At 70.7% G+C, this 21,651-nt stretch carries 23 protein-coding genes; 8 read left to right on the forward strand and 15 right to left on the reverse strand.

Annotated elements, in window-relative coordinates; all coding sequences use genetic code 11:
* Nucleotide 1: 1 nt before the first annotated feature.
* Nucleotides 2–1,723, reverse strand: a complete 1,722-nt coding sequence (gene leuA, locus ACZ6TU_RS12460; protein WP_467668625.1) for a 2-isopropylmalate synthase — start codon at nucleotides 1,721–1,723, stop codon at nucleotides 2–4.
* Between the two features lie 322 nt (nucleotides 1,724–2,045).
* Between leuA and ACZ6TU_RS12465 the strand changes: the two genes are divergently transcribed.
* The 3 genes from ACZ6TU_RS12465 to ACZ6TU_RS12475 are packed head-to-tail and all read left to right on the forward strand — an operon-like array spanning nucleotide 2,046 to nucleotide 4,784.
* Nucleotides 2,046–3,116, forward strand: coding sequence for a M4 family metallopeptidase (locus tag ACZ6TU_RS12465; protein WP_467668623.1), 1,071 nt, complete (start codon nucleotides 2,046–2,048; stop codon nucleotides 3,114–3,116).
* A 20-nt stretch (nucleotides 3,117–3,136) separates the two neighbouring features.
* A complete protein-coding gene (locus ACZ6TU_RS12470) occupies nucleotides 3,137–3,403 on the forward strand; it encodes a protealysin inhibitor emfourin (RefSeq protein ID WP_399163508.1) in 267 nt (88 codons plus the stop codon).
* 58 nt (nucleotides 3,404–3,461) lie between these two features.
* Nucleotides 3,462–4,784: a GH1 family beta-glucosidase gene (locus ACZ6TU_RS12475; RefSeq protein WP_467668621.1), complete on the forward strand. Its 1,323-nt coding sequence runs from the start codon at nucleotides 3,462–3,464 to the stop codon at nucleotides 4,782–4,784.
* Here the strand turns inward: ACZ6TU_RS12475 and ACZ6TU_RS12480 are convergent.
* From ACZ6TU_RS12480 to ACZ6TU_RS12490, 3 genes are read right to left on the reverse strand one after another with little or no spacing between them, the layout of a single operon-like run.
* Nucleotides 4,774–5,586 carry an SAM-dependent methyltransferase gene (locus ACZ6TU_RS12480; RefSeq protein ID WP_469548066.1) on the reverse strand — a complete coding sequence of 271 codons (813 nt, stop codon included), beginning with the start codon at nucleotides 5,584–5,586 and terminating at the stop codon, nucleotides 4,774–4,776. The two genes, ACZ6TU_RS12475 and ACZ6TU_RS12480, sit on opposite strands and share 11 nt — an antisense overlap.
* Nucleotides 5,587–5,635: 49 nt before the next feature.
* Entirely contained in the window at nucleotides 5,636–5,887 is a 252-nt protein-coding gene (locus tag ACZ6TU_RS12485) for a DUF397 domain-containing protein (protein ID WP_467668619.1), read from the reverse strand.
* Nucleotides 5,884–6,756 carry a helix-turn-helix domain-containing protein gene (locus tag ACZ6TU_RS12490; RefSeq protein ID WP_467668617.1) on the reverse strand — a complete coding sequence of 291 codons (873 nt, stop codon included), beginning with the start codon at nucleotides 6,754–6,756 and terminating at the stop codon, nucleotides 5,884–5,886. Before ACZ6TU_RS12490 ends, ACZ6TU_RS12485 begins: the two co-directional genes overlap by 4 nt.
* 246 nt (nucleotides 6,757–7,002) lie before the next feature.
* Here ACZ6TU_RS12490 and ACZ6TU_RS12495 point away from each other — a divergent pair, with 246 nt between their 5' ends.
* Complete coding sequence (locus ACZ6TU_RS12495; protein ID WP_467668615.1) at nucleotides 7,003–7,449, forward strand: ATP-binding protein; 447 nt, start codon at nucleotides 7,003–7,005, stop codon at nucleotides 7,447–7,449.
* A 36-nt stretch (nucleotides 7,450–7,485) separates the two neighbouring features.
* Here the strand turns inward: ACZ6TU_RS12495 and era are convergent, their stop codons facing one another.
* Complete coding sequence (era, locus tag ACZ6TU_RS12500) at nucleotides 7,486–8,439, reverse strand: GTPase Era (protein WP_467668613.1); 954 nt, start codon at nucleotides 8,437–8,439, stop codon at nucleotides 7,486–7,488.
* Between the two features lie 181 nt (nucleotides 8,440–8,620).
* Here era and ACZ6TU_RS12505 point away from each other — a divergent pair, with 181 nt between their 5' ends.
* Both ACZ6TU_RS12505 and ACZ6TU_RS12510 read left to right on the forward strand, forming a co-directional pair.
* Complete coding sequence (locus ACZ6TU_RS12505) at nucleotides 8,621–9,928, forward strand: ammonium transporter (protein ID WP_469548070.1); 1,308 nt, start codon at nucleotides 8,621–8,623, stop codon at nucleotides 9,926–9,928.
* Nucleotides 9,925–10,263 (forward strand): P-II family nitrogen regulator, encoded by a 339-nt coding sequence (locus tag ACZ6TU_RS12510; RefSeq protein ID WP_467668609.1) that lies wholly within the window; start codon nucleotides 9,925–9,927, stop codon nucleotides 10,261–10,263. Before ACZ6TU_RS12505 ends, ACZ6TU_RS12510 begins: the two co-directional genes overlap by 4 nt.
* A 21-nt stretch (nucleotides 10,264–10,284) precedes the next feature.
* Here ACZ6TU_RS12510 and ACZ6TU_RS12515 read toward each other — a convergent pair whose 3' ends face one another.
* The 9 genes from ACZ6TU_RS12515 to ACZ6TU_RS12555 all read right to left on the reverse strand — a co-directional run bounded on the left by ACZ6TU_RS12515 (nucleotide 10,285) and on the right by ACZ6TU_RS12555 (nucleotide 18,232).
* Complete coding sequence (locus tag ACZ6TU_RS12515; protein ID WP_467668607.1) at nucleotides 10,285–10,758, reverse strand: hypothetical protein; 474 nt, start codon at nucleotides 10,756–10,758, stop codon at nucleotides 10,285–10,287.
* Nucleotides 10,759–10,939: 181 nt separating this feature from the next.
* Entirely contained in the window at nucleotides 10,940–11,293 is a 354-nt protein-coding gene (locus ACZ6TU_RS12520) for a cytidine deaminase (protein ID WP_467668605.1), read from the reverse strand.
* Between the two features lie 20 nt (nucleotides 11,294–11,313).
* Nucleotides 11,314–11,673 carry an MmcQ/YjbR family DNA-binding protein gene (locus ACZ6TU_RS12525; RefSeq protein ID WP_467668603.1) on the reverse strand — a complete coding sequence of 120 codons (360 nt, stop codon included), beginning with the start codon at nucleotides 11,671–11,673 and terminating at the stop codon, nucleotides 11,314–11,316.
* Nucleotides 11,670–12,974, reverse strand: a complete 1,305-nt coding sequence (locus ACZ6TU_RS12530) for a hemolysin family protein (RefSeq protein WP_469548073.1) — start codon at nucleotides 12,972–12,974, stop codon at nucleotides 11,670–11,672. Before ACZ6TU_RS12530 ends, ACZ6TU_RS12525 begins: the two co-directional genes overlap by 4 nt.
* An 8-nt stretch (nucleotides 12,975–12,982) precedes the next feature.
* Nucleotides 12,983–13,480 (reverse strand): rRNA maturation RNase YbeY, encoded by a 498-nt coding sequence (gene ybeY, locus ACZ6TU_RS12535; protein ID WP_010042065.1) that lies wholly within the window; start codon nucleotides 13,478–13,480, stop codon nucleotides 12,983–12,985.
* A gap of 14 nt (nucleotides 13,481–13,494) precedes the next feature.
* A complete protein-coding gene (locus ACZ6TU_RS12540; RefSeq protein WP_467668599.1) occupies nucleotides 13,495–14,562 on the reverse strand; it encodes a PhoH family protein in 1,068 nt (355 codons plus the stop codon).
* Between the two features lie 152 nt (nucleotides 14,563–14,714).
* Nucleotides 14,715–15,851: a carbohydrate kinase family protein gene (locus ACZ6TU_RS12545; protein WP_469548076.1), complete on the reverse strand. Its 1,137-nt coding sequence runs from the start codon at nucleotides 15,849–15,851 to the stop codon at nucleotides 14,715–14,717.
* Between the two features lie 138 nt (nucleotides 15,852–15,989).
* On the reverse strand, nucleotides 15,990–17,288 hold the full coding sequence (locus tag ACZ6TU_RS12550) for a glucarate dehydratase family protein (RefSeq protein ID WP_469548078.1): 1,299 nt from the start codon (nucleotides 17,286–17,288) through the stop codon (nucleotides 15,990–15,992).
* Nucleotides 17,285–18,232, reverse strand: a complete 948-nt coding sequence (locus ACZ6TU_RS12555) for a 5-dehydro-4-deoxyglucarate dehydratase (protein WP_469548080.1) — start codon at nucleotides 18,230–18,232, stop codon at nucleotides 17,285–17,287. The genes ACZ6TU_RS12550 and ACZ6TU_RS12555 overlap by 4 nt, the downstream gene beginning before the upstream one ends.
* A 97-nt stretch (nucleotides 18,233–18,329) precedes the next feature.
* On the opposite strand from ACZ6TU_RS12555, the gene ACZ6TU_RS12560 reads away from it, so the two are divergent.
* Nucleotides 18,330–19,109, forward strand: a complete 780-nt coding sequence (locus tag ACZ6TU_RS12560) for an IclR family transcriptional regulator (RefSeq protein ID WP_469548082.1) — start codon at nucleotides 18,330–18,332, stop codon at nucleotides 19,107–19,109.
* Nucleotides 19,110–19,312: 203 nt separating this feature from the next.
* Entirely contained in the window at nucleotides 19,313–20,626 is a 1,314-nt protein-coding gene (locus ACZ6TU_RS12565; protein ID WP_467668589.1) for an MFS transporter, read from the forward strand.
* 31 nt (nucleotides 20,627–20,657) lie between these two features.
* On the opposite strand, the gene ACZ6TU_RS12570 is transcribed toward ACZ6TU_RS12565, so the two are convergent.
* Nucleotides 20,658–21,650 carry an adenosine deaminase gene (locus ACZ6TU_RS12570; protein ID WP_469548084.1) on the reverse strand — a complete coding sequence of 331 codons (993 nt, stop codon included), beginning with the start codon at nucleotides 21,648–21,650 and terminating at the stop codon, nucleotides 20,658–20,660.
* Between the last annotated feature and the right edge of the window lies 1 nt (nucleotide 21,651).

Consider the following 21,651-nt stretch of genomic DNA (forward strand, 5'->3'; position numbering starts at 1 on the left):
GTCAGCGCGTCGCGCGGTTGACGGCGGAGACGACCGCCTTCAGCGAGGCACGCGTGGTGTTCGCGTCGATTCCGATCCCCCACAGGACCTTGTCGCCGATCGCGCATTCGATGTAGGAGGCGGCCTGCGCGGAGGCACCCTCGCTCATCGTGTGCTCCTGGTAGTCCAGCAGGCGTACGTCGATGCCCACGGACTGGAGCGCGTCGAAGAAGGCCGAGATCGGACCGTTGCCGGATCCGGTCAGCACGGTGTCCTGGCCGTCGAGCGTGGCCTCCACCGTCAGCGTGTCCACGCCGTCGGTGTCGGTCGTCGACTGGTTGTTCTTGACCTGGATGCGGCCCCACGGGTTCTCGGGGTTGGGCAGGTACTCGTCCTCGAAGGTCGCCCAGATGTCCTTCGGCGTGACCTCGCCGCCCTCGGCGTCCGTCTTCGCCTGGATGATCTTCGAGAACTCGATCTGCATCCGGCGGGGCAGTTCCAGCTTGTGGTCGTTCTTCAGGACGTACGCGATACCGCCCTTACCGGACTGCGAGTTGACCCGGATGACGGCCTCGTAGGAGCGGCCGACGTCCTTGGGGTCGATCGGCAGGTACGGAACGGCCCACTCGATGTCGTCGACGGTGACACCCTTGGCGGCCGCGTCGGCCTCCATCGCGTCGAAGCCCTTCTTGATGGCGTCCTGGTGGGAGCCGGAGAAGGACGTGTAGACCAGGTCGCCCACGTACGGGTGGCGCGGGTGGACCTCCATCTGGTTGCAGTACTCCCACGTGCGACGGATCTCGTCGATGTCGGAGAAGTCGATCTGCGGGTCGACGCCCTGGGAGAAGAGGTTCATGCCCAGGGTGACCAGGTCGACGTTGCCGGTGCGCTCGCCCTGGCCGAACAGGCAGCCCTCGACGCGGTCGGCGCCGGCCATCAGGGCCAGCTCGGCGGCGGCGACGGCCGTGCCGCGGTCGTTGTGCGGGTGGATCGACAGGCAGACGTGCTCACGGCGGGAGAGGTTGCGGCCCATCCACTCGAAGCGGTCCGCGTGGGTCGACGGGGTCGAACGCTCCACCGTGGCCGGCAGGTTGAGGATGATCTCGCGGCCCGGACCGGGCTGCCAGACGTCCATGACCGCCTCGCAGACCTCCAGCGCGAAGTCCAGCTCGGTGTCGGTGAAGATCTCGGGGCTGTACTGGTAGCCGAACTCGGTCTCCGGCCCCAGCAGCTTCTCCGCGTACTCCATGACCAGCCGCGTGCCGTCGACGGCGATCTGCTTGATGTCGTCCTTGGAGCCCCGGAAGACGACCCGGCGGAAGACGGGGGCGGTGGCGTTGTAGAGGTGGACGGTCGCGCGCTTGGCGCCCTTCAGCGACTCCACCGTGCGCTCGATCAGGTCCTCGCGGGCCTGGGTCAGTACGGAGATGGTGACGTCGTCGGGGATGGCCCCGGGCTCCTCGATGATCGACCGTACGAAGTCGAAGTCCGTCTGACCCGACGCCGGGAAACCGACCTCGATCTCCTTGTAGCCCATCTTGACCAGCAGGTCGAACATCGCTCGCTTGCGGGCGGGCGACATGGGGTCGATCAGGGCCTGGTTGCCGTCACGCAGGTCGGTGGAGAGCCAGCGGGGGGCGGTGGTGATGCGGTTCTGCGGCCAGGTGCGGTCCGGGATGTCGACCTGCTCGTAGCGGCCGTACTTGTGGATCGGCATGGAACTGGGCTGCTGGCGGTTCGCCATGATGCGGGGGCTCCTCAGGGGGTGTCCGGAAGGACGGCCGACGACGCAGCACCAAGCTCCGCGGGGAGGGAGTCGGCCTCTACTACAGGCCCTCGCCGCGGCAGCTAAGGAGAAGCAGCCCGAAACGCATGATGCGCAGCATGCTAGTCGAGGCCCTCCCGGATGCGCGGGTCCGTATCAGTATGCGGGACCGGGCGCATATACGGGACAAAAAGTGCGCTATACCACTTCGCCACGGAGAGTGAAGGACCTTGTCCCGGTATTTCACCAATCACGGTGGCGACTAGTGACAGGATCGTCACGCAGTGCAAGGGTGCCGGGCATGACGACTCACGGGGGCTTCGAGCCCGTCTTCTGCACCATCGTTCCACCCCATGTCCTCGACAAGCTCTCCCAGGCCGAGGACCCCGCGCTCGCCGGACCCGCCCGCCGGACCCTGGAGCGTGACGCCCTGGAGCGCACCCACCGCCGGCTGACCACGGTCGTCGGCGCCCCGTCCGTGGCCCCGCCCGCCGGGGCCGAGCCCGCCAAGCCGCACCGCACGGTCTACGACGCCCGGCACGGCACGGACCTGCCCGGACACAAGGTGCGAGGGGAGGGCGAGAAGCCCGGCAAGGACGCCACCGTCAACCGCGCCTACGCGGGCCTCGGCGCCACCTTCGAGCTGCTCCTGAAGGCGTACCGGCGCGACTCGATCGACGGCAACGGTCTTCCGCTGGACGCGACCGTGCACTACGACCGCGAGTACAACAACGCCTTCTGGAACGGCGAGCAGATGGTGTTCGGCGACGGGGACGGGGAGATCTTCCTCGACTTCACCATCCCGATCGACGTCATCGGCCACGAACTGATCCACGGCGTCACGCAGTACACGGCCAACCTCACCTACTTCGGCCAGCCCGGGGCGCTGAACGAGTCCGTGTCGGACGTCTTCGGCTCGCTCATCAAGCAGTACACGCTCGGCCAGACCGCCGCCGAGGCCGACTGGCTGATCGGCGCGGGCCTGCTCGCCCCGCGGGTGACGGGCAGGGCACTGCGCTCCATGAAGGAGCCGGGCACGGCGTACGACGACGACGTCCTGGGCAAGGACCCGCAGCCGGCGACGATGGACGACTACGTCCGCACCGGCCGCGACAACGGCGGCGTCCACATCAACTCGGGCATCCCGAACCACGCCTTCTACCTGGCGGCCACGGCCCTCGGCGGCCACGCCTGGGAGCGTGCGGGGATGGTCTGGTACGACGTGCTGACCGGCGGCGAGCTGAAGGAACAGGCGATGTTCGCCGACTTCGCCACGCTCACCGTCAAGGCCGCGCGGGAGCGGTACGGCGACGGGGAGGAACTGGACGCCGTGTCGAAGGCCTGGGAGCAGGTCGGGGTGCGGACCCTGTAGTTCCGTACTAGACAGGTGCCATGCGTATTCAGGTGAGGCGCACGGGCGGGTTCGCGGGCATCGAGCGGCATGCCGAGGTGGACACCTCCGGCCGACCCGATGCCCCCGAATGGCACGCACTGGCCGAGCAGGCGGTCGCCGACGGCCGGAGCACGCCGCCGATCGGGGTTCCGGACGGGTTCAGCTACCAGCTCACCGTGGACGGGAAGACGGTGTACGCGGCGGACCCGCGACTGACGGACGAGCAACGGAAGCTGATCTCGCGGGTGCTGAAGGAGGGTGCGTAACAGCTCCTCCACGGCGGCCTGTTGACTTCCGTTACCGGCGGTACGGATGATCCAGCGCATGGCGACTGACGCAGGCAATCCGATCCCCCGCTTCCCGGCCGGCTTCCTCTGGGGCGTGTCGACCTCGGCGCACCAGATCGAGGGCGCGGCGGACGAGCGCGAGCCGTCCGTGTGGGACGCCTTCACGGCCGAGCCGGGCCGGGTGAAGGACGGCTCGACGGCGGCGGTGGCCTGTGACCACTACCACCGCCACCGCGAGGACGTGGCCCTGCTGGCCGGCCTCGGCGTGAACGCCTACCGCTTCTCGGTCTCGTGGCCGCGAGTGCGGTCCGAGAAGGGCCTGGACTTCTACGACCGGCTGGTGGACGACCTGTGCGCGGCGGGCGTCCGCCCGGTACCGACCCTGTTCCACTGGGACCTGCCGGCGGACCTCGACTGGCTGGAGCGGGACACGGCCGCGCGCTTCGCTGACTACGTCTCGCTGGTCGCCGGCCGCCTCGGGGACCGGGTGACGAAGTGGATCACCCTCAACGAACCCGCCGAACACACCCTGCTGGGCCACGCCCTGGGCGTGCACGCACCGGGCAGGCAGCTGCTGTTCGACGCGCTCCCGGCCGCCCACCACCAGTTGCTGGCCCACGGCCTGGCCGTCCGGGCCCTGCGCGCCTCGGGCGCCACGGACATCGGCATCGCGAACTCGCACGGCCCGACCTGGGCGGCGTCGACGGAGGCGGAGGACGTGGAGGCGGCCGAGTTCTACGACGTGCTGCTGAACCGCCTGTTCGCGGACCCGCTGCTGCTGGGCCGGTACCCGGACGGCATCGGCGAGCTGATGCCCGGGGACGTCGAGGCCGACCTGGAGGTGATCGCCGAGCCGGTCGACTGGTACGGCGTCAACTACTACGCGCCGACGCGGGTGGGCGCCCCGCAGGGCACCGACATCACCTTCGGCGGCGTCGCCATGCCCGCCGAACTCCCCTTCGCGGTACGCGAGATCACCGGCCACCCGGTCACCGACTTCGGCTGGCCGGTCGTGCCCGAGGGCCTGACCGAACTCCTCACGACCTTCCGCGACCGCTACGGCGAGCGGCTCCCGCCCGTCGTCATCACCGAGAACGGCTGCTCGTACCCGGACGTCGACGACCAGGACCGCATCGCCTACCTGGACGGCCACATCCGGGCTCTGCACCGGGCGCTGGAGGCGGGCGTCGACGTGCGCGGCTACTTCGTGTGGTCCCTGCTCGACAACTTCGAGTGGGCGGAGGGCTACGCACGCCGTTTCGGCCTGGTCCACGTCGACTTCGAGACCCTTCAGCGGACCCCGAAGTCGTCGTACCGCTGGTACCGGGAGGTGCTGCGGGCCCAGGGAACTACGGCTTGATGCCCACCCCGGTCCACAGGCTGACCTCGGCGTCCGTCGGGGCGTCGCCGTCGGTGGGGTCGGGCCGCCAGCGGTGGCCGACGGTGACGCCCGGGTCGAGCAGCTCCAGGCCGTCGAAGAATCGGGCGACGTCCGCCTGGGACCGGAACCGCACCGGGGTACCGGCCGTGGTGTAGATGTCGGTGACCTTCTGCCAGGTCGACGGGTCGAAGTCGGGCGTGCAGTGGCTCAGCGCCAGGGCGCTGCCCGAGGGCAGGGCGTCCAGCAGGCGGCGCACTATGCCGTACGGGTCCTGGGCGTCGGTGACGAAGTGCATCAGGGCGTTGAGGGAGAGCGCGACCGGCCGGCTCAGATCCAGGACCTCGGCCAGTTCGGGTGCGTTCAGGAGCGCCTGGGGGTCGTTGACGTCCGCCTCTATGTACGTCGTACGGCCCTCGGCCGAGCTGCGCATCAGGCGCTCGGCGTACTTGAGGACGAGCGGGTCGTTGTCGGCGTAGACCACGCGGGCGTCGGGGACGACGGACTGGGCCACCTGGTGCAGGTTGGGCTCGGTGGGGATGCCGGTGCCGATGTCCAGCCACTGGCGAATGCCGTGCTCCCGGGCGAGGACCCGCGTGGCGCGGTGCATGAAGGCCCGGTTCTCGCGGGCGCAGACGAAGATGGCGGGGTAGGCCTCGGCGACCCGCTCGGCCGCCTGCTTGTCGACCTCGAAGTGGTCCTTGCCGCCGAGGTAGTAGTCGTACATGCGGGCGGAGTGCGGCCTGCTGGTGTCGATGTCCCGCGCGGCCTGCGAGTTGGTCATGGGGGGCCTCTCGGTGGGGGGTGGTGGTGCGAGTCCGGCTCAGGGGGGCTCAGTGGGCCGTGAGATGGTCGGCGAGGCCCTGCTTGACCCCCGAGACGAACGCGGTGATCTCCTCGGGCGTGTAGATCAGCGCGGGGCCGGCGGGATCGGCCGACTGCCGAACCGCCACGCGGCCGTCTGCGAGCTGCTTGGTCTCCACGCACTGGCCCCCGTTGGGGCCGCTCCACGGACGCTCCCAGCCCTGTTCCCCGAGGTCCGACGCGGGCATCCCGTTGTAGACGGCGCCCTCGGCGATGGTCATGAGTACTCCTTCCGCATGCGGTTCAACAGCGCCTTGCTGTCCGCGGACGAGGTCTTCAGCGACAGCCGGTTGTGAGCCTCCAGATGGGCCACGACATCGGCGCGCTGGTCGAGGTATACGGACGCGGAGAGGATCTCGCTGTAGACGATGTCGGGCAGCTCCCGCTCCTCGAACCGGAAGTAGGTGAAGGGCGCGCACGCCCCGACGTGGGCGCCCGCGTCGAACGGCACGATGTCGACGCTGACGTGCTCCAGCTCGGACGCCTCCAGGAGCCGGTCGATCTGCTCGCGCATCACCTCGGAGCCGCCCACCACCCGGTGCAGCACGGCCTCCTCCATCACCACCCACAGGGTGGGCGCGTCCGGCCTCGTGAGCAGGCTCTGGCGGCGCAGCCGCAGCTCCACCCGCCGCTCCAGGTCCTCCTCGTCGTCGTTCGGGAAGCCCCCGCGCAGCACGGCACGCGCGTACCCGGGTGTCTGGAGCAGGCCCGTGACGTACTGCGGCTCATAGGTGCGCAGTGTTCTGGCGCCGGTCTCCAGGCTCACGTAGGCGGTGAACCAGGACGGCATCACATCGCGGTACGGGTGCCACCAGCCGGGCTGGTTGGCCCGCTCGGCCAGGGTGACGAACTCGTCGACCTCCTGCTGCCCCGCCCCGTAGGTCTGGAGCAGCTTCTCGACGTAGAGGATCTTCAGGCCGACCTCGGCCTTCTCCAGGCGGCGGATGGTCAGCGGCGTGACGCGCAGGGCCTTGGCCGCGTCGTCGAGGGACAGGCCCGCGGTCTGGCGTGCCTCCTGGAGACGGCGTCCCAGGATCATGCGGAGAACGGTGGGTGCGCCGGCGCCGGTGCCTGATCGCGCGTCGTTCACGCCGTACCTCCTGAGGGGTCGTCACCGGCGCAAGCCTGACAAGGACTTGATCGTTCCGCCAAGCGACCAGAGCAGCGATGTCTTCATTCTGAAATTATCAGGCAGATGGTTGCAGCGTGAACTGCTCTGCGAGCATAGTTACTTGTGTGAACACGGCGCCGGAACCCCCAACTCCCCTTTCCGGCCGGACCGTTTCGCGCCTCGCCCCTTCCATGACTGCGCCCACCCCCACGGAAGGCGACCGCCGTGTCCCCCCACACGACTTCCACTCCCCGGTTTCTGGACGCGGTGCGCCCGGGCCGCACCCACTGGCTGGAGCTGCCGCCCCACCGGACCAGCGTCAGAGTCGCCCGTCATGCCACGCAGGCGCGGCTGGCCTCGTGGCAGGTGCCTGACGAGGTGTGTGCGAACGCCGTCCTGCTCGTGTCCGAGCTGGTGACCAACGCCGTGCTGCACACGCCCAGCGAGCGGATCCTGTGCGGCGTCGGGCGGGTGACGGACGAGAGCTTCCGGCTGGAGGTGCACGACGGCGACCTCACGGGCCGCGGCATCCCCGACTGCTGCCCCGGCCTCGACGACGAGAGCGGCCGCGGCCTGCTGCTCGTCCGCGAGCTGGCCGACAGCTGGGGAGTCACGCGCTCGCCCCTCACCGGCGGCAACGCGGTCTGGGCGAGCCTGGCGACGCCGTTGTAACGCGAGCAAAGAACCGCTGCAACGCGGCGAAGGACCTCAGAACCCCAGCCGCCGCAGCTGCTTCGGATCCCGCTGCCAGTCCTTGGCGACCTTCACGTGGAGGTCCAAGAACACCGGAGTGCCCAACAGGGCCTCGATCTGTTTGCGGGACTTGATGCCGACCTCCTTCAGGCGCTTGCCCTTGGGGCCGATGATGATGCCCTTCTGGCTGGGGCGCTCGATGTAGACGAAGGCGTGGATGTCCAGGAGGGGCTTGTCGGCGGGGCGGTCCTCGCGGGGGAGCATCTCCTCGACGACCACGGCGATGGAGTGGGGGAGCTCGTCGCGGACGCCCTCCAGCGCGGCCTCCCGGATCAGCTCCGCGATCATGACCTGCTCGGGCTCGTCGGTCAGGTCGCCCTCGGGGTAGAGCGCCGGGCCCTCCGGCAGGAGGGGGACGATCAGGTCGGCCAGCAGACCCACCTGCTGGTCGCCGACCGCCGACACCGGGACGATCTCGGCCCACTCGAAGCCGAGCTCCTTGCCGAGCTGGTCGATCGCGATGAGCTGCTCGGCGAGCGTCTTGCTGTCCACCAGGTCGGTCTTCGTGACGATGGCGATCTTCGGCGTCTTCTTGATGGACGCCAGTTCCTTCGCGATGAAGCGGTCACCGGGGCCGAGCTTCTCGTTCGCCGGCAGGCAGAAGCCGATCACGTCCACCTCGGCCCACGTCGTGCGCACGACGTCGTTCAGCCGCTCGCCCAGCAGCGTGCGCGGCTTGTGCAGCCCCGGGGTGTCGACCAGGATCAGCTGGGCGTCCTGGCGGTGCACGATGCCCCGCACGGTGTGCCGCGTCGTCTGCGGCTGGTTCGCCGTGATCGCCACCTTCTGGCCGACCAGAGCATTCGTGAGGGTGGACTTGCCCGCGTTGGGACGGCCCACGAAGCAGGCGAAGCCGGCCCTGTGGACAGCCTCGGCCGGCTCTTCGGATGACTGGGTACGAACGCTCATGGCGCCCATTCTCCCTGATCCACGGAGCCCTGCCGCACAGGCGCCCGAACGCCGCCCGCCCCGTGAGGATCCGGAAACCCGCAGGCAACGAAACGCCACGGAAACACACCCGTACGCAACCGGAAACGCAGGCCGGTGAACCTCTGACGAGCCCCCGGAGCCCCACCTCGTTGGAGACACCGTGCCTCTGGCCGCCGCAAGCGCCGACACCGGCGACACCGCCTGGCTGCTCGCCGCCACCGCCCTCGTCCTGCTGATGACCCCGGGACTGGCCCTGTTCTACGGCGGCATGGTCCGCACCAAGAGCGTGCTCAACATGCTGATGATGAGCTTCGTGTCGATCGCCCTGGTGACGGTGGTGTGGCTGGCGGCCGGCTACTCACTCGCCTTCGGCGAGGACGCCGCAGGGGGTCTCATCGGCGGGCTCGACCACATCGGCATGAGCGGCCTCGGGCCGGACAGCGTCCAGGGGACGGTCCCCACCCTCCTCTTCGCCACCTTCCAGCTCACCTTCGCGATCATCACGGCCGCGCTGGTCAGCGGCGCGGTCGCCGACCGGGCGAAGTTCGGGGCCTGGCTGGTCTTCGTGCCGGTGTGGGCGCTGCTCGTATACGTTCCGGTCGCGCACTGGGTGTGGGGCCCCGGTGGCTGGATCCTGGAGAAGCTCGGCGCCCTCGACTTCGCCGGCGGGCTGCCCGTCGAGATCGTCTCCGGCGCCTCCGGACTGGCGCTGTGCCTGGTCCTGGGCCCGCGGCTGGGCTTCAAGAAGGACGCCATGCGCCCGCACAACCTGCCCATGGTGATGCTGGGCGCCGGTCTGCTCTGGTTCGGCTGGTTCGGCTTCAACGCCGGGTCCGCCCTCGGCGCCAACGGCCTCGCGGCCGCCGCCTTCCTCAACACCCTCGCCGCGGGCTGCACCGGCCTGCTCGGCTGGCTCTTCGTCGAGCAGAAGCGCGACGGCCACCCCACCACCCTGGGCGCCGCCTCCGGCGCGGTCGCGGGCCTGGTCGCGATCACCCCGTCCTGCGGCTCGGTCTCCCTGCTCGGCGCCCTGGTCGTCGGCCTCGCCGCCGGCACCGTCTGCTCGTACGCCGTGAGCTGGAAGTTCAAGCTGAACTACGACGACTCCCTCGACGTCGTCGGCGTCCACCTGGTCGGCGGTGTCATCGGCACGCTCCTCATCGGCGTCTTCGCCGTGGACTCGATGACCGGCGGCGCCGAGGGCCTCCTCTACGGCGGCGGTCTCGGTCAGCTCGGCAAGCAGCTGCTGGCCCTGGTCGTGGTGGCGGCGTACGCGTTCGCCGTGACGTACGGCATCGGCAGGCTGATCGACGCCACGATGGGCTTCCGCGCGAGCGAGGAGCAGGAGCAGACCGGCCTGGACCTTACGGTGCACGCCGAGACGGCCTACGATCACGGGGTCCTGGGCCACGGCGCCCCGGTCTCCTCCGTCGTCTCCCCCGCCCAGAAGGTCACCCCCCAGGCATGAAGCTCATCACCGCGATCGTCAAGCCGTACCGTCTCGACGAGATCAAGAACGCCCTCCAGGAACTCGGCGTCCAGGGCCTGACCGTGAGCGAGGCCAGCGGCTACGGCCGGCAGCGCGGCCACACCGAGGTGTACCGCGGCGCCGAGTACCAGGTCGACCTGGTACCGAAGGTCCGTATCGAGGTCGTCGTCGATGACGCGGACGCCGAGGCCGTCATCGACGCGGTCGTGAAGGCCGCGCACACCGGCAAGATCGGCGACGGCAAGGTGTGGGCGCTGCCCGTCGACACCGTCGTGCGGGTGCGGACGGGCGAGCGCGGGCCGGACGCGCTGTAGGTCGCGCCCGGCCCGCCGGGATCAGTCGAACACGAACGGGCCCGGCGACTGCGGCCCGGTCGCCGTGCAGGTGATGGTGATGCCGAAGACGGTCATCTTCAGCGAGCCGCCGAAGGCCTCCAGGCTGTCGCCGGAGGCCACGGTGCCGCTGAGGGGGCCGACCTCGACAGGGGCGCCGGCGGCCATCGCCGGGTTCTGCGTGCCGGTGAAGTCGACGGTGCCGCCGCTCTTCGCCAGGGTGAGCGTGGACGCGATCGAGTCCTCGCCGAGGGCGATCGGCGCGGTGATCGCGGATGACTTGACGGTGAGGGTGGCGGCGGTGCCGTCCTGCGTGGCCGTGAGCGTGGCCTCGCCACTGCCGAAGGTGCCGCAGTCGGCGCTGATCGTCGCCGTCTGTGGGGTGACGGCGAGTGCGGCGGGGGCGAAGGCGAGCCCGGTGACCGCGAGGGCGCAGGCCGCCAGGGCCGTACCTGCTCCGATTCGCTTGCATCTCATGGAATTCGGTTCCCTTTCCGTGTGGGGGGACCGCTCGGCACGTGGATGCGGACACACTGCCGAGAGCCGAACCTGACGGTCCGTCGGAACTGACGGTTCCATTGATGCGCGTGGTACAGACGGCGGCAAGGTTGAAATCTCGCCTAATTACCGCCGGTTACAGCGAAGTTCGGCCAGCACGTCAGCCGGCGGTCACCGTGGCACGAATGGTCCCGTCGGGCCCGGCGATCAGCACCGGCGTCTCCGCACCACCGAGATCCCGCACCGCCGCCCGGTCCTCGTCGGACGCGGTCTCCGCCTCCGTCACCACGGCCGCGGCCTCCAGGGACTTCGCGCCCGAGGCCACCGCCATCGCCACCGCCGTCTGGAGGGCACTGAGCTTCAGGGAGTCGAGGGCCACGGTCCCCGCGACATACGTACGTCCGGTCTCGTCCCGCACGGCCGCCCCCTCGGGCACGCCGTTGCGGGCCCGTGCGGAACGGGCCAGGGTGACGATCTTGCGGTCCTCGGGGTCGAGCGCGCTGCTGTCGGTCATGACCTGAGCATACGAAAGAGTCACGGGCGGTCGAGGCGGAGGCGGTCCGCTCGCGGCAGGCCCGCGACGACGAGGTCGTACGAGTCCTCGATGAGCTCCCGGACCAGCTGGTCCGGGAGCTCCCCGTCGGCCGTGACCGTGTTCCAGTGCCGCTTGTTCATGTGCCAGCCCGGGACGATCAGGCCCTCGCGCTCGCGGCGCAGCCGGATCGCGTCGTCCGGGTCGCACTTGAGGTTGACCTTCAAAGGAAGCGCGTCGAGGTGCGACAGGGCGAACAGCTTGCCCTGGACCTTGAAGACCGAGATCTCCGGGCTGAACGGGAAGTCCTCGACCGCCGCGTTGAAGGACAGGCAGAACGCGCGCAGCTCCTGCGGGGTCATTCCGGCTTCTCCTCCTCCGGGGGATCCACGAGGTCCACCGGCTCCGCCAGCACCGTCACGATCTTGTTCCGGCGGCCGGCCGCGGCCTCCGCGGTCAGGCGCAGTTCGCGACCGTCGGGGAGTTCCACGACGGACGACGCACCGGCGATGGGAACCCGGCCCAGCGCCTTCGCCAGCAGACCGCCGACCGTCTCGACGTCCTCGTCGTCGAAGGCCTCCAGACCGTACAGCTCGCCCAGGTCGCCGATGTCCAGGCGGGCGGTGACCCGGTAGCGGTCCTTGCCGAGGTCCTCCACCGGCGGCAGTTCGCGGTCGTACTCGTCGGTGATCTCGCCGACGATCTCCTCGAGGATGTCCTCGATGGTGACGATGCCGGCGGTGCCGCCGTACTCGTCGACGGCGACGGCGACGTGGTTGCGGTCCTTCTGCATCTCGCGCAGCAGGTCGCCCGCGTTCTTGGTGTCGGGCACGAAGAACGCCGGGCGCATCGCCGTGGACACCTGCTCGGACTCGGCCTCGCGGCTGATGTGCGTCTTGCGGACCAGGTCCTTCAGGTACACGATCCCGACGATGTCGTCCTCGCTCTCGCCGGTCACCGGGATCCGGGAGAAACCGGAGCGCAGGGCGAGGGTGAGGGCCTGGCGGATGGTCTTGAAGCGCTCGATGACCACCAGGTCCGTGCGCGGGACCATGACCTCCCGGACGAGGGTGTCGCCCAGCTCGAAGACCGAGTGCACCATGCGGCGCTCCTCGTCCTCGATGAGCGACTCCTTCTCGGCGAGGTCGACCAGCGCGCGCAGCTCCGCCTCGGAGGCGAAGGGGCCCCGGCGGAAGCCCTTGCCGGGGGTGAGCGCGTTGCCGATGAGGATGAGCAGCGACGGGATCGGACCCATGATCCGGGCCAGCGGCACCAGGACGTACGCCGAGACCGTCGCCGTGTTCAGCGGGTGCTGGCGGCCGATGGTGCGCGGGGACACGCCGACGGCGACGTACGACACGAGGACCATGACCGCGATGGCGATCAGGAGGGCCTCGGTCGTGCCGTCGAACTCCTTGAGGCAGCCGTAGGTGATCAGCGCGGCGGCGGCCATCTCGCAGGCGACGCGGACCAGCAGCGCCACGTTCAGATAGCGGGTCGGGTCGGCGGCGACCTGGGACAGCTTGGCGCTGCCCCGGCGGCCGGAGCGCACGGCCTCCTCGGCGCGGAAGCTGGAGACGCGCGCGAGGCCCGCCTCCGCGCAGGCGGCGAGCCAGGCCACGACGACCAGGGCGACCGCGCCAAGGGCGAGTTGCGGACTCATCGGCGGCGCTACGAGACCGTCGGCGCCGGGGACGGACCGGTCAGGCCCCGTTCCGCGCGCCAGCCGTCCACGATGGCCGCCTGGAGGCCGAACATCTCGGCCTTCTCGTCCGGTTCCTCGTGGTCGTAGCCCAGCAGGTGCAGCACACCGTGGACGGTGAGCAACTGGAGTTCCTCGTCCATGGAGTGCTGCGTGTCCGCTTCCTTGCCCTGCTTCTCCGCGACCTCGGGGCACAGCACGATGTCGCCGAGCAGCCCCTGCGGCGGCTCGTCGTCGTCCTTGGACGGCGGGCGCAGCTCGTCCATCGGGAACGACATGACATCCGTGGGGCCCGGCAGGTCCATCCACTGGATGTGGAGCTGCTCCATGGCGTCGGCGTCCACGACGATCACCGAGAGCTCGGAGAGCGGGTGGATGCGCATCCGCGCGAGCGCGTAACGGGCGATGTCGAGGATCGCCTGCTCGTCGACCTCGGTTCCGGACTCGTTGTTGACGTCGATCGACATGGTGCGGTGCTTGTCTACTTCCCCTTGTGCCCGGACTTGCCGCGGCTCTTGTGCGCGCCGTTCTGGGTGCCGTGCTTGGTGTCGTACAGCTCGTACGCGTCGACGATACGGCCCACCAGCTTGTGCCGGACCACGTCGTGGGACGACAGCCGGGAGAAGTGGACGTCCTCGACGCCGTCCAGGATGTCCTGCACCTGCCGCAGACCGCTCTTCGTGCCGTCCGGGAGGTCGACCTGCGTCACGTCACCCGTGATCACGATCTTCGAGTCGAAGCCGAGGCGGGTGAGGAACATCTTCATCTGCTCGGGGCTCGTGTTCTGGGCCTCGTCCAGGATGATGAAGGCGTCGTTCAGCGTGCGGCCGCGCATGTAGGCGAGCGGCGCGACCTCGATCGTGCCCGCCGCCATCAGCCGCGGGATCGAGTCCGGGTCGAGCATGTCGTGCAGCGCGTCGTAGAGCGGGCGCAGGTACGGGTCGATCTTCTCGTAGAGCGTGCCCGGGAGGAAACCGAGCCGCTCTCCGGCCTCGACCGCCGGTCGGGTCAGGATGATGCGGTTGACCTGCTTGGACTGGAGGGCCTGGACGGCCTTGGCCATCGCCAGGTACGTCTTGCCGGTACCCGCCGGGCCGATGCCGAAGACGATCGTGTGCTTGTCGATCGCGTCCACGTAGCGCTTCTGGTTGAGCGTCTTGGGGCGGATCGTGCGGCCTCGCGAGGACAGGATGTTCTGCGTGAGCACCTGGGCCGGGGTCTCCTGGCCGTCGCTCTCCCCGTTCTCGCTCGCCTTGAGCATGGCGATCGAGCGTTCCACTGCGTCCTCCGTCATCGGCTGTCCGGTGCGGAGCACCAGCATCATCTCGTCGAACACGCGGGCGATGAGGGCGACGTCCACGGGGTCGCCGACCGCGCTGATCTCATTGCCCCGGACGTGGATGTCGGCCGCCGGGAAAGCCTTCTCGATCACGCGCAGGAGAGCGTCGCCAGACCCCAGCACGGTCACCATGGGGTGCTGGGCGGGGACGGTGAACTGCGCTCTCGCCTGCTCCTGCGCGGGGGTGTGAGCTGTGGGTGTCTGAGTCATGGGCCGGCGCTGAAGGCCTGCGATTCCTCCTCTTCACGGCCGCGTAGCTGAGGGCGGCCTCGCGATTCCCAGGGTACGACGGGGGACTGACAACGCCGTAGGGGTTTTGGGGGCGGGGTTTCTCACCAGGGCCCTTCGAGGAGGCGATCCGATCACGCCGAGCGCCTGAACCCGATCGTCGGCACGGCCCGCCGCAACGGCCAGGGCCTCACCAGCTCGTCCGACACCAGCCCCGCCAGGAACCCGTACCGCCGCAACGCCGCCGGATCCTGCCCCTCCACCGACTGCACCCTCCGCCACCACGCCGCGATCTCCGACCACCCCGGCGCCGACAACGACCCCCCGAACTCCTGCACGGACAGCGCCGCGGTCAGCCCGGCGAAGGCCAGCCGGTCCGCCAGCGGCCAGTCCGCCAGCGTCCCGGCCACGAACCCGGCGACGAACACGTCCCCCGCCCCCGTCGGATCGAGCGCCTCGACCTCGATCGCCGGCACCTCCGCCGTCTCCCCCGTACGCCGGTCCACCGCATACGCCCCGTCCGCCCCGAGCGTGACCACCGCGAGCGGCACGTACTCGGTCAGCGCGTGCGCCGCCGCCCGCGGACAGTCCGCGCCCGTGTACCGCATGGCCTCCTCCGCGTTCGGCAGGAACGCCTCGCAGTGCCGCAGGTCGGACAGCGCCGCCAGGTCCCACGCGCCGGTGTCGTCCCAGCCGACGTCGCCGAAGACCCGCGTGCCCTTGCTCGCGGCCTGGGCGATCCAGGGCGCGCTCACGCCGGGGGCGAGGGAGGCGACGGCGGCACGCGCGCGGGGCGGGCATTCGGGGGCGGGCTCCTCCAGGGGCGGCTCGTGGCCGTGCGAGACCATCGTGCGCTCCCCCTCGTAGGCCATGGAGACCGTGACCGGGGAGTGCCAGCCGGGCACCGTGCGCGACGGGGAGAGGTCGATGCCCTCGCCGTGTTCCAAGGCGTCCCAGCAGTAGTCGCCGTAGTGGTCGTCGCCGAAGGCCGCCGCGAGGGACGTCCGGAGGCCGAGGCGGGCCAGGGCGGTGGCCATGTTGGCGACGCCGCCGGGGCTCGACCCCATCCCGCGTGCCCAGGACTCGGTCCCGCGCACCGGGGCGGAGTCGAGCCCGGTGAAGATGATGTCGAGGAAGACGGTGCCGGTGAGATAGACGTCCCAGGGCGGGTCGTCCGGCGCGCGCAGCAGGGCGAGGGGATCGACCTGGCTCTGGCGGTGCGATCCCTTTCCGGCCGGGCCCTTTCCTGCGGGGGCGGTGGACGCGATCACGATGCGCTCCCTGACGTGGTGCGGATCAGGCCAGTCTGCACCACATCACTGACAACGTGACGCCGATCACGTCGGACCCACCCGTTCCGTCAGCTCGCGCCGGCCCCCGCGCGCCCCCTGTGCAGCCGGAGAGCCGGGCTACCAGCGGGGCACCGAGGGCGTCACCCACTCCGGGTCGGCGATCCTCATGGCCGCCGCGTCGTCGCGGTCCCGCAGCGCACCGTCGTCGTCCAGCCACCGCCGGTGCAGCACGGCCAGCCGCTCACGGTCGAGCTCCACGCCGAGCCCGGGCGCGTCGGACACGGTCACCTTGCCGCCCTCGAAGGTGAGCCGCTCGGTGAGCACGTCCTCCGACTGCCAGGGGTAGTGGGAGTCGCAGGCGTGGTGGAGGTCCGGGACGGTGGCCGCCACATGGGTCATCGCGGCGAGCGAGATGCCCAGGTGGGTGTTGGAGTGCATCGACACACCGACGCCGAAGGTGCGGCAGACGGCGGCGAGCTGCTGGGTGTTGCGCAGTCCGCCCCAGTAGTGGTGGTCGGAGAGCACCACCTGGACGGCGCCGCCGGCGCCCCTGGTGAACGCATCCTTGATCTCGGCGAAGGTCGTCACGCACATGTTGGTGGCGAGCGGCACCCCGGTCCGCTCGGCGACCTCGGCCATGGCGGGGGTGCCGAGGGTCGGGTCCTCCAGGTACTCCAGGACGTCCCCGATTTCCCGCGCCACCCTCAGCGAGGTCTCCAGGGACCAGGCGCCGTTGGGGTCGAGCCGCAGGGGGTGCCCGGGGAACGCCTCGGCGAGCGCCCGGACGGCCGCGATCTCCTCGTCGGGCGGGAAGACACCGCCCTTGAGCTTGAAGGAGGTGAAGCCGTACCGCTCGGTGAACCGGCGGGCCTGTTCCACCACTCCGGCCGGGTCGACGGCGGCCCCCCAGTCGTCCTTCTCGCAGGCGACGCCCTCCGGGTGGTCGGCCCACTTGTAGAACAGGTACGCGCTGTACTCGACGGCGTCGCGCACCTTGCCGCCGAGCAGCGCGTGCACGGGCAGCCCGAGGGTCTTGCCGAGGGCGTCGAGGCAGGCGACCTCGAAGGCGGAGACGACGGAAAGACGCAGCTTGTCGGCGGTCTGAACGCCGCGCAGCCCGCCGACGTCGACGGCGTTCTCGACCCGGGAGGCGTCCACCGCGACCTGGTCCGCGACCGTGAACAGCCCGTTGAGGTCGCTGACCTGCCGTCCCTTCAGTCGCTCGGCGAAGGGCCGGGCCAGCTCCAGGTACTTGGTGTCGCCGTAGGTCTCCCCCACGCCCGCGACCCCGTCCGCCGTGACGACCTCGACGATCAGCCGGGGCGTGTACGGCTGGTGCACGCCCTGCGTGTTCAGCAGCGGCGGGTCCGCGACCAGGATCGGCGTCAGCCGTACCTCGGTGATGGCGAGGTTCACAGAGCGGCTCCTACGAGTTCGAGTCCCGTGGTGAGGAGAGCGGTGAGGGCGGCCAGGTCGGCGGGCGAGGGGTCGGTGAGCGGGGCGCGTACGGGGCCCACCGGGTGGCCGCGCAGCCGGGCCGCCGCCTTCACCAGCGACACGGCGTACCCGGGGACACGGTCGCGCAGTTCGACGAGCGGGACGTAGAAGCCGCGCAGCAGCTTGTCGACGGTGCCGTGGTCGCCGTCGCGCAGGGCGGAGAAGAACGCGTCGGCGATCTCGGGGGCGAAGGCGTGGACCGCGGAGGAGTAGGCGGGGACGCCGACGGTGGCGTAGGCGCGGGCCTGGATCTCGGCGGTGGCGGCGCCGTTGAAGAACAGGAAGTCCTCGGGCGCGGCGAGGGTGAGGCGCTGGAGCCGGTCGAGGTCGCTGTGGCCGTCCTTGAGGCCGATGACGCCTGGCAGGGCCGCGACGCGCCTGAGCGACTCGGCGGTGAACGCGACCTGTCCGCGCTGGTAGGCGACCAGGGGCAGCCGGGTGCGGGCGGCGATCTGTTCCAGCTGGGCGACCAGCCCGTCCTGCGGGGCGGCGACGAGGTAGTGCGGCAGCACGAGGAGCGCGTCGGCGCCGGCGTCCTCGGCGATGCGCGCGAACCGGACGGCCTGCGCCCAGCCGTACCCGGTCCCGGCCACGACCGGTACGCGGCCCGCCGCCTCCTCGACCGTGATGGTGACGACCTGCCGGTACTCGTCCTCGTCGAGCGAGAAGAACTCGCCGGTGCCGCAGGCGGGGAAGACGGCGCCGGGCGAGGTGGCGAGCCGGTCCGCGACGTAGGCGCGGAAGCCGTCCGGGTCGAGGGTGCCGTCGTCGCGGAAGCTGGTCAGCGGGAACGACAGCACGCCACCGGCCATGCCGTCCCGCAGCCGGTGCGCGACCGCACCCGGTCCAGCGCTCACGGTCATCTCCCGTATCTCCTTATGTAGACGCCATTTATGTATGAGAATGGTGGTTGGGTACGCGAACGTCAACCGCACGGTGCGGCCCGATTACGATCGGCGCATGTCAGACACAGGGGGCGTCCGCGAAGTGAAGTCCGCGGCCCGCACGGTCGAACTGCTGGAACTCCTCGCGACGCGCGGCGACCGCCCGGCACGGCTACAGGAGCTGGCCGACGAACTCGGCGTACCGCGCAGCTCGATGTACGCGCTGCTCCAGACCCTGATCTCGCGCGGCTGGGTCCGCACCGACGTCACCGGCTCCCTGTACGGCATCGGCATCCACGCCCTGCTCACCGGCACCAGCTACCTCGACTCCGACCCGCGGGTGCGGGTCGTACGGCCGTATCTCGACGAGGCGTCCGAGGCGCTCGGCGAGACGATCCACATGGGGCGGCTGGACGGCCGGGACGTGGCGTATCTGGCGACGCGGGAGTCGCACGAGTACCTGCGCACGATCAGCCGGGTGGGGCGGCGACTGCCCGCGCACGTCGGGGCTCTGGGCAAGGCCCTGCTGGCGGAACGCCCGGACGCGGAACTGCCCGAGGGGCCGTACGAGGCGCTGACCCCGAACTCGCACACCAGCCGGGAGTCCCTGGCGGCCGACCTCGCCCGGGTCCGGGCCCGTGGCTGGTCCGTGGACCGCGAGGAGGGTGTGACCGGCATCGTCGGCTTCGGGTTCGCACTGCGCTACGACACCCCGGCGCTGGACGCGATCAGTTGCTCGGTGCCGGTGGCCCGGCTCACGCCGGAGCACGAGGAGCGGATCGTCGCCGTGATGCGGGAGATCCGGGCGAAGGTGGAGGCGACGGTTCCAGGGGCCGGGCCGGTGCACTGGCGTTAGCGAAAACGCCCACGGCGCCTCACGAAAGGCGCTCGTTTACCCGGACTTCACCGCACCAAACGCAACGTGCGCCACATCACACCTCCCGGGTTAACTCGTATGACTACTTGCTTGATACAAATTGCCCGCGCGTTCCTGTCCGTCGACGGTCGTCGCCCAATCCCCCTCCTCCACCGCTCCTTTCGCATGCCCTGGGAACGCCCGTGTTCGCCCCCCGCACCACCCCCTGGCCCCTCGTCGCCCTTTTCACGGCCGGGTACCTCGCCCCGTATCTGCTGCCGACCACCGTCGGCAGACTCGACTCGGGCCTTCCGCTCTCCGCCACCCAGGCCGGCGCCGTCGGCAGTGCGCTGCTGCTGAGTTCGGCGACCGCCGGATTCGCCCTGGCCTCACGGGTCGAACGGATCGGGGCCCGCACCCTCGCCCGGCTCGGGCTCGCACTGGCCCTCCTCGGCTACGGCGGTGCCGCGCTGACCGCCGCCGTCCCGGCCGTCGTCGCCGGCGCGGTCGTCGGCGGGTTCGGATCCGGTACGGCCACCACCGTCGCCGCCACCCTCATCGCCGCCCAGCGAGATCCGCACCGGGCCTCCACGGCCGGTCTGCTCACCGTCTCCGCCCTCGCGGGCGCGGTGTATCTGACGGTCCCGCACCTCGGCCCGGGGCACGGTCTGCCCCTGGCCGCGATCGCCCTCACGGCCCTGGCCGTATGGCCGCTGACCGGCCGCCTGCCCGCCGGTACGCCCGCCGCGCCCACGCGGCACCACAAGGCCCGGCTGCCTCATGCCCGTTCGGGCCTGGTGCTGGCCGCCGCCATGCTGTGCTGGTCGCTCGCCCAGAACTCCCTGTGGGGCGTGAGCGGACAGATCGGGCTGACCCAGGCCCACCTCGGCGAGGCCACCGTCGGTGTCGTCTTCGCGGTGGCGCTGGGCGCCGGACTGACCGGCGTACTCGCGGCGGGCGCGCTCGGCGCGCGGCTGGGACGCGCGGTGCCGATCGGGGCGGGCACGGTCCTCATCGCCGGCTGCATCGTGCTCAGCGCCTCCGCGACCGACCTGGCGAGCTTCGCGACCGGCGAGATCGCCTGGAACACCCTGTATCCAGTGGTGCTGTCGTACCTGATCGGGCTCGCCGCCTCGCTCGACCCGCGCGGCCGCTGGGCGGTGCTCGTCGGCTCGGCGTCCTCGCTGGGCACGGCCGCCGGGCCGCTCACCGGCAGCGTGCTGTCGGCGCAGGCCGGGTTCCCGGTCATGGGCGCGATCCTGGCCGCCGGTCTGCTGGTGATCGCCCTGCCGATGACCGCCGTCGCCCTGCACACGAGCGGGCGGCCGCTGCTTGCCGGCGCGATCCGCCGCCGCGGCGGGCACCCGGCCGCCCTGGTCGCCGCCACCACGGGCACCCCCACCGGCGCGGTCCCCGAGATCGGCGCTCCGGAACAGCCGGTGGTGGAGATCACCGTGGACACCCCGGCCGTCCCGGCCCAGCGCGCCTACGGCAAGGCGGGGTCGGAGGTCCTGTGAGGCCTTGGGTTCCTCGGAGGCCTTGGGTTCCTCAGCGGAACTCGTAGGCCTCCACCTCGGCGAGATACCGCGCCCGCAGCTCCTCGTCGTCCTCCAGGAAGGAGGCGAGGAAGGAGTTGCGGGCGAGCTCGCGCAGCCGCTCCTCGCTCAGGCCGAGGGTGTCGCGCACGGCGTCGAAGTTGTCACCGGCGTATCCGCCGAAGTACGCCGGATCGTCCGAGTGCACCGTGCACATGAGGCCGGCGTCCAGCATCGCGGGCAGAGGGTGGTCGGCGAGGGTGTCGACGGTCCGCAGCCGGACGTTCGACAGGGGACACAGCGTCAGCGGCACCCGCTCCCGCACCAGCCGCTTCACCAGCTCCGGGTCCTCCACGCAGCGCAGTCCGTGGTCGACCCGCTCGACGCCGAGGACGTCCAGCGCCTCGGTGATGTACTCCGGCGGCCCTTCCTCACCGGCGTGCGCGACCCGCCGCAGCCCGAGGGCGGCGGCGGCCTCGTACACCTCGCGGAACTTCGCCGGCGGATGCCCGACCTCGGCCGAGTCGAGGCCGACGCCGGTGATCCGGTCCAGGTACGGCTTGGCCGCCTCCAGGGTCGCCAGGGCCGATTCGGCGGACTCGTCGCGCAGGAAGCACATGATCAGCCGGGTCGAGACGCCGTGCTTGGACTCGCTGTCGCCCAGCGCCCGCCACAGCCCCTCGACGACCGTGCCGAGCTCCAGCCCGCGGCTGGTGTGGGCCTGCGGGTCGAAGAAGATCTCCGCGTGCCGCACACCCTGGGCGGCGGCGCGTTCGAGGTAGGCGTTCGCGAGGTCCTCGAAGTCCCGCTCGGTGCGCAGGACTGCCATGAGCTCGTAGTACAGGTTCAGGAACGACTGAAGGTCCTCGAACCGGTACGCCTCGCGCAGCTCGTCCGTGTCCGCGTACGGCAGCGTGAGGCCATTGCGCGCGGCGAGCTCGAAGGCGAGTTCCGGTTCCAGGGTGCCTTCGATATGAAGGTGCAGTTCGGCTTTGGGGAGGGACATC

The organism is Streptomyces sp. NPDC052064, assembly GCF_055585925.1.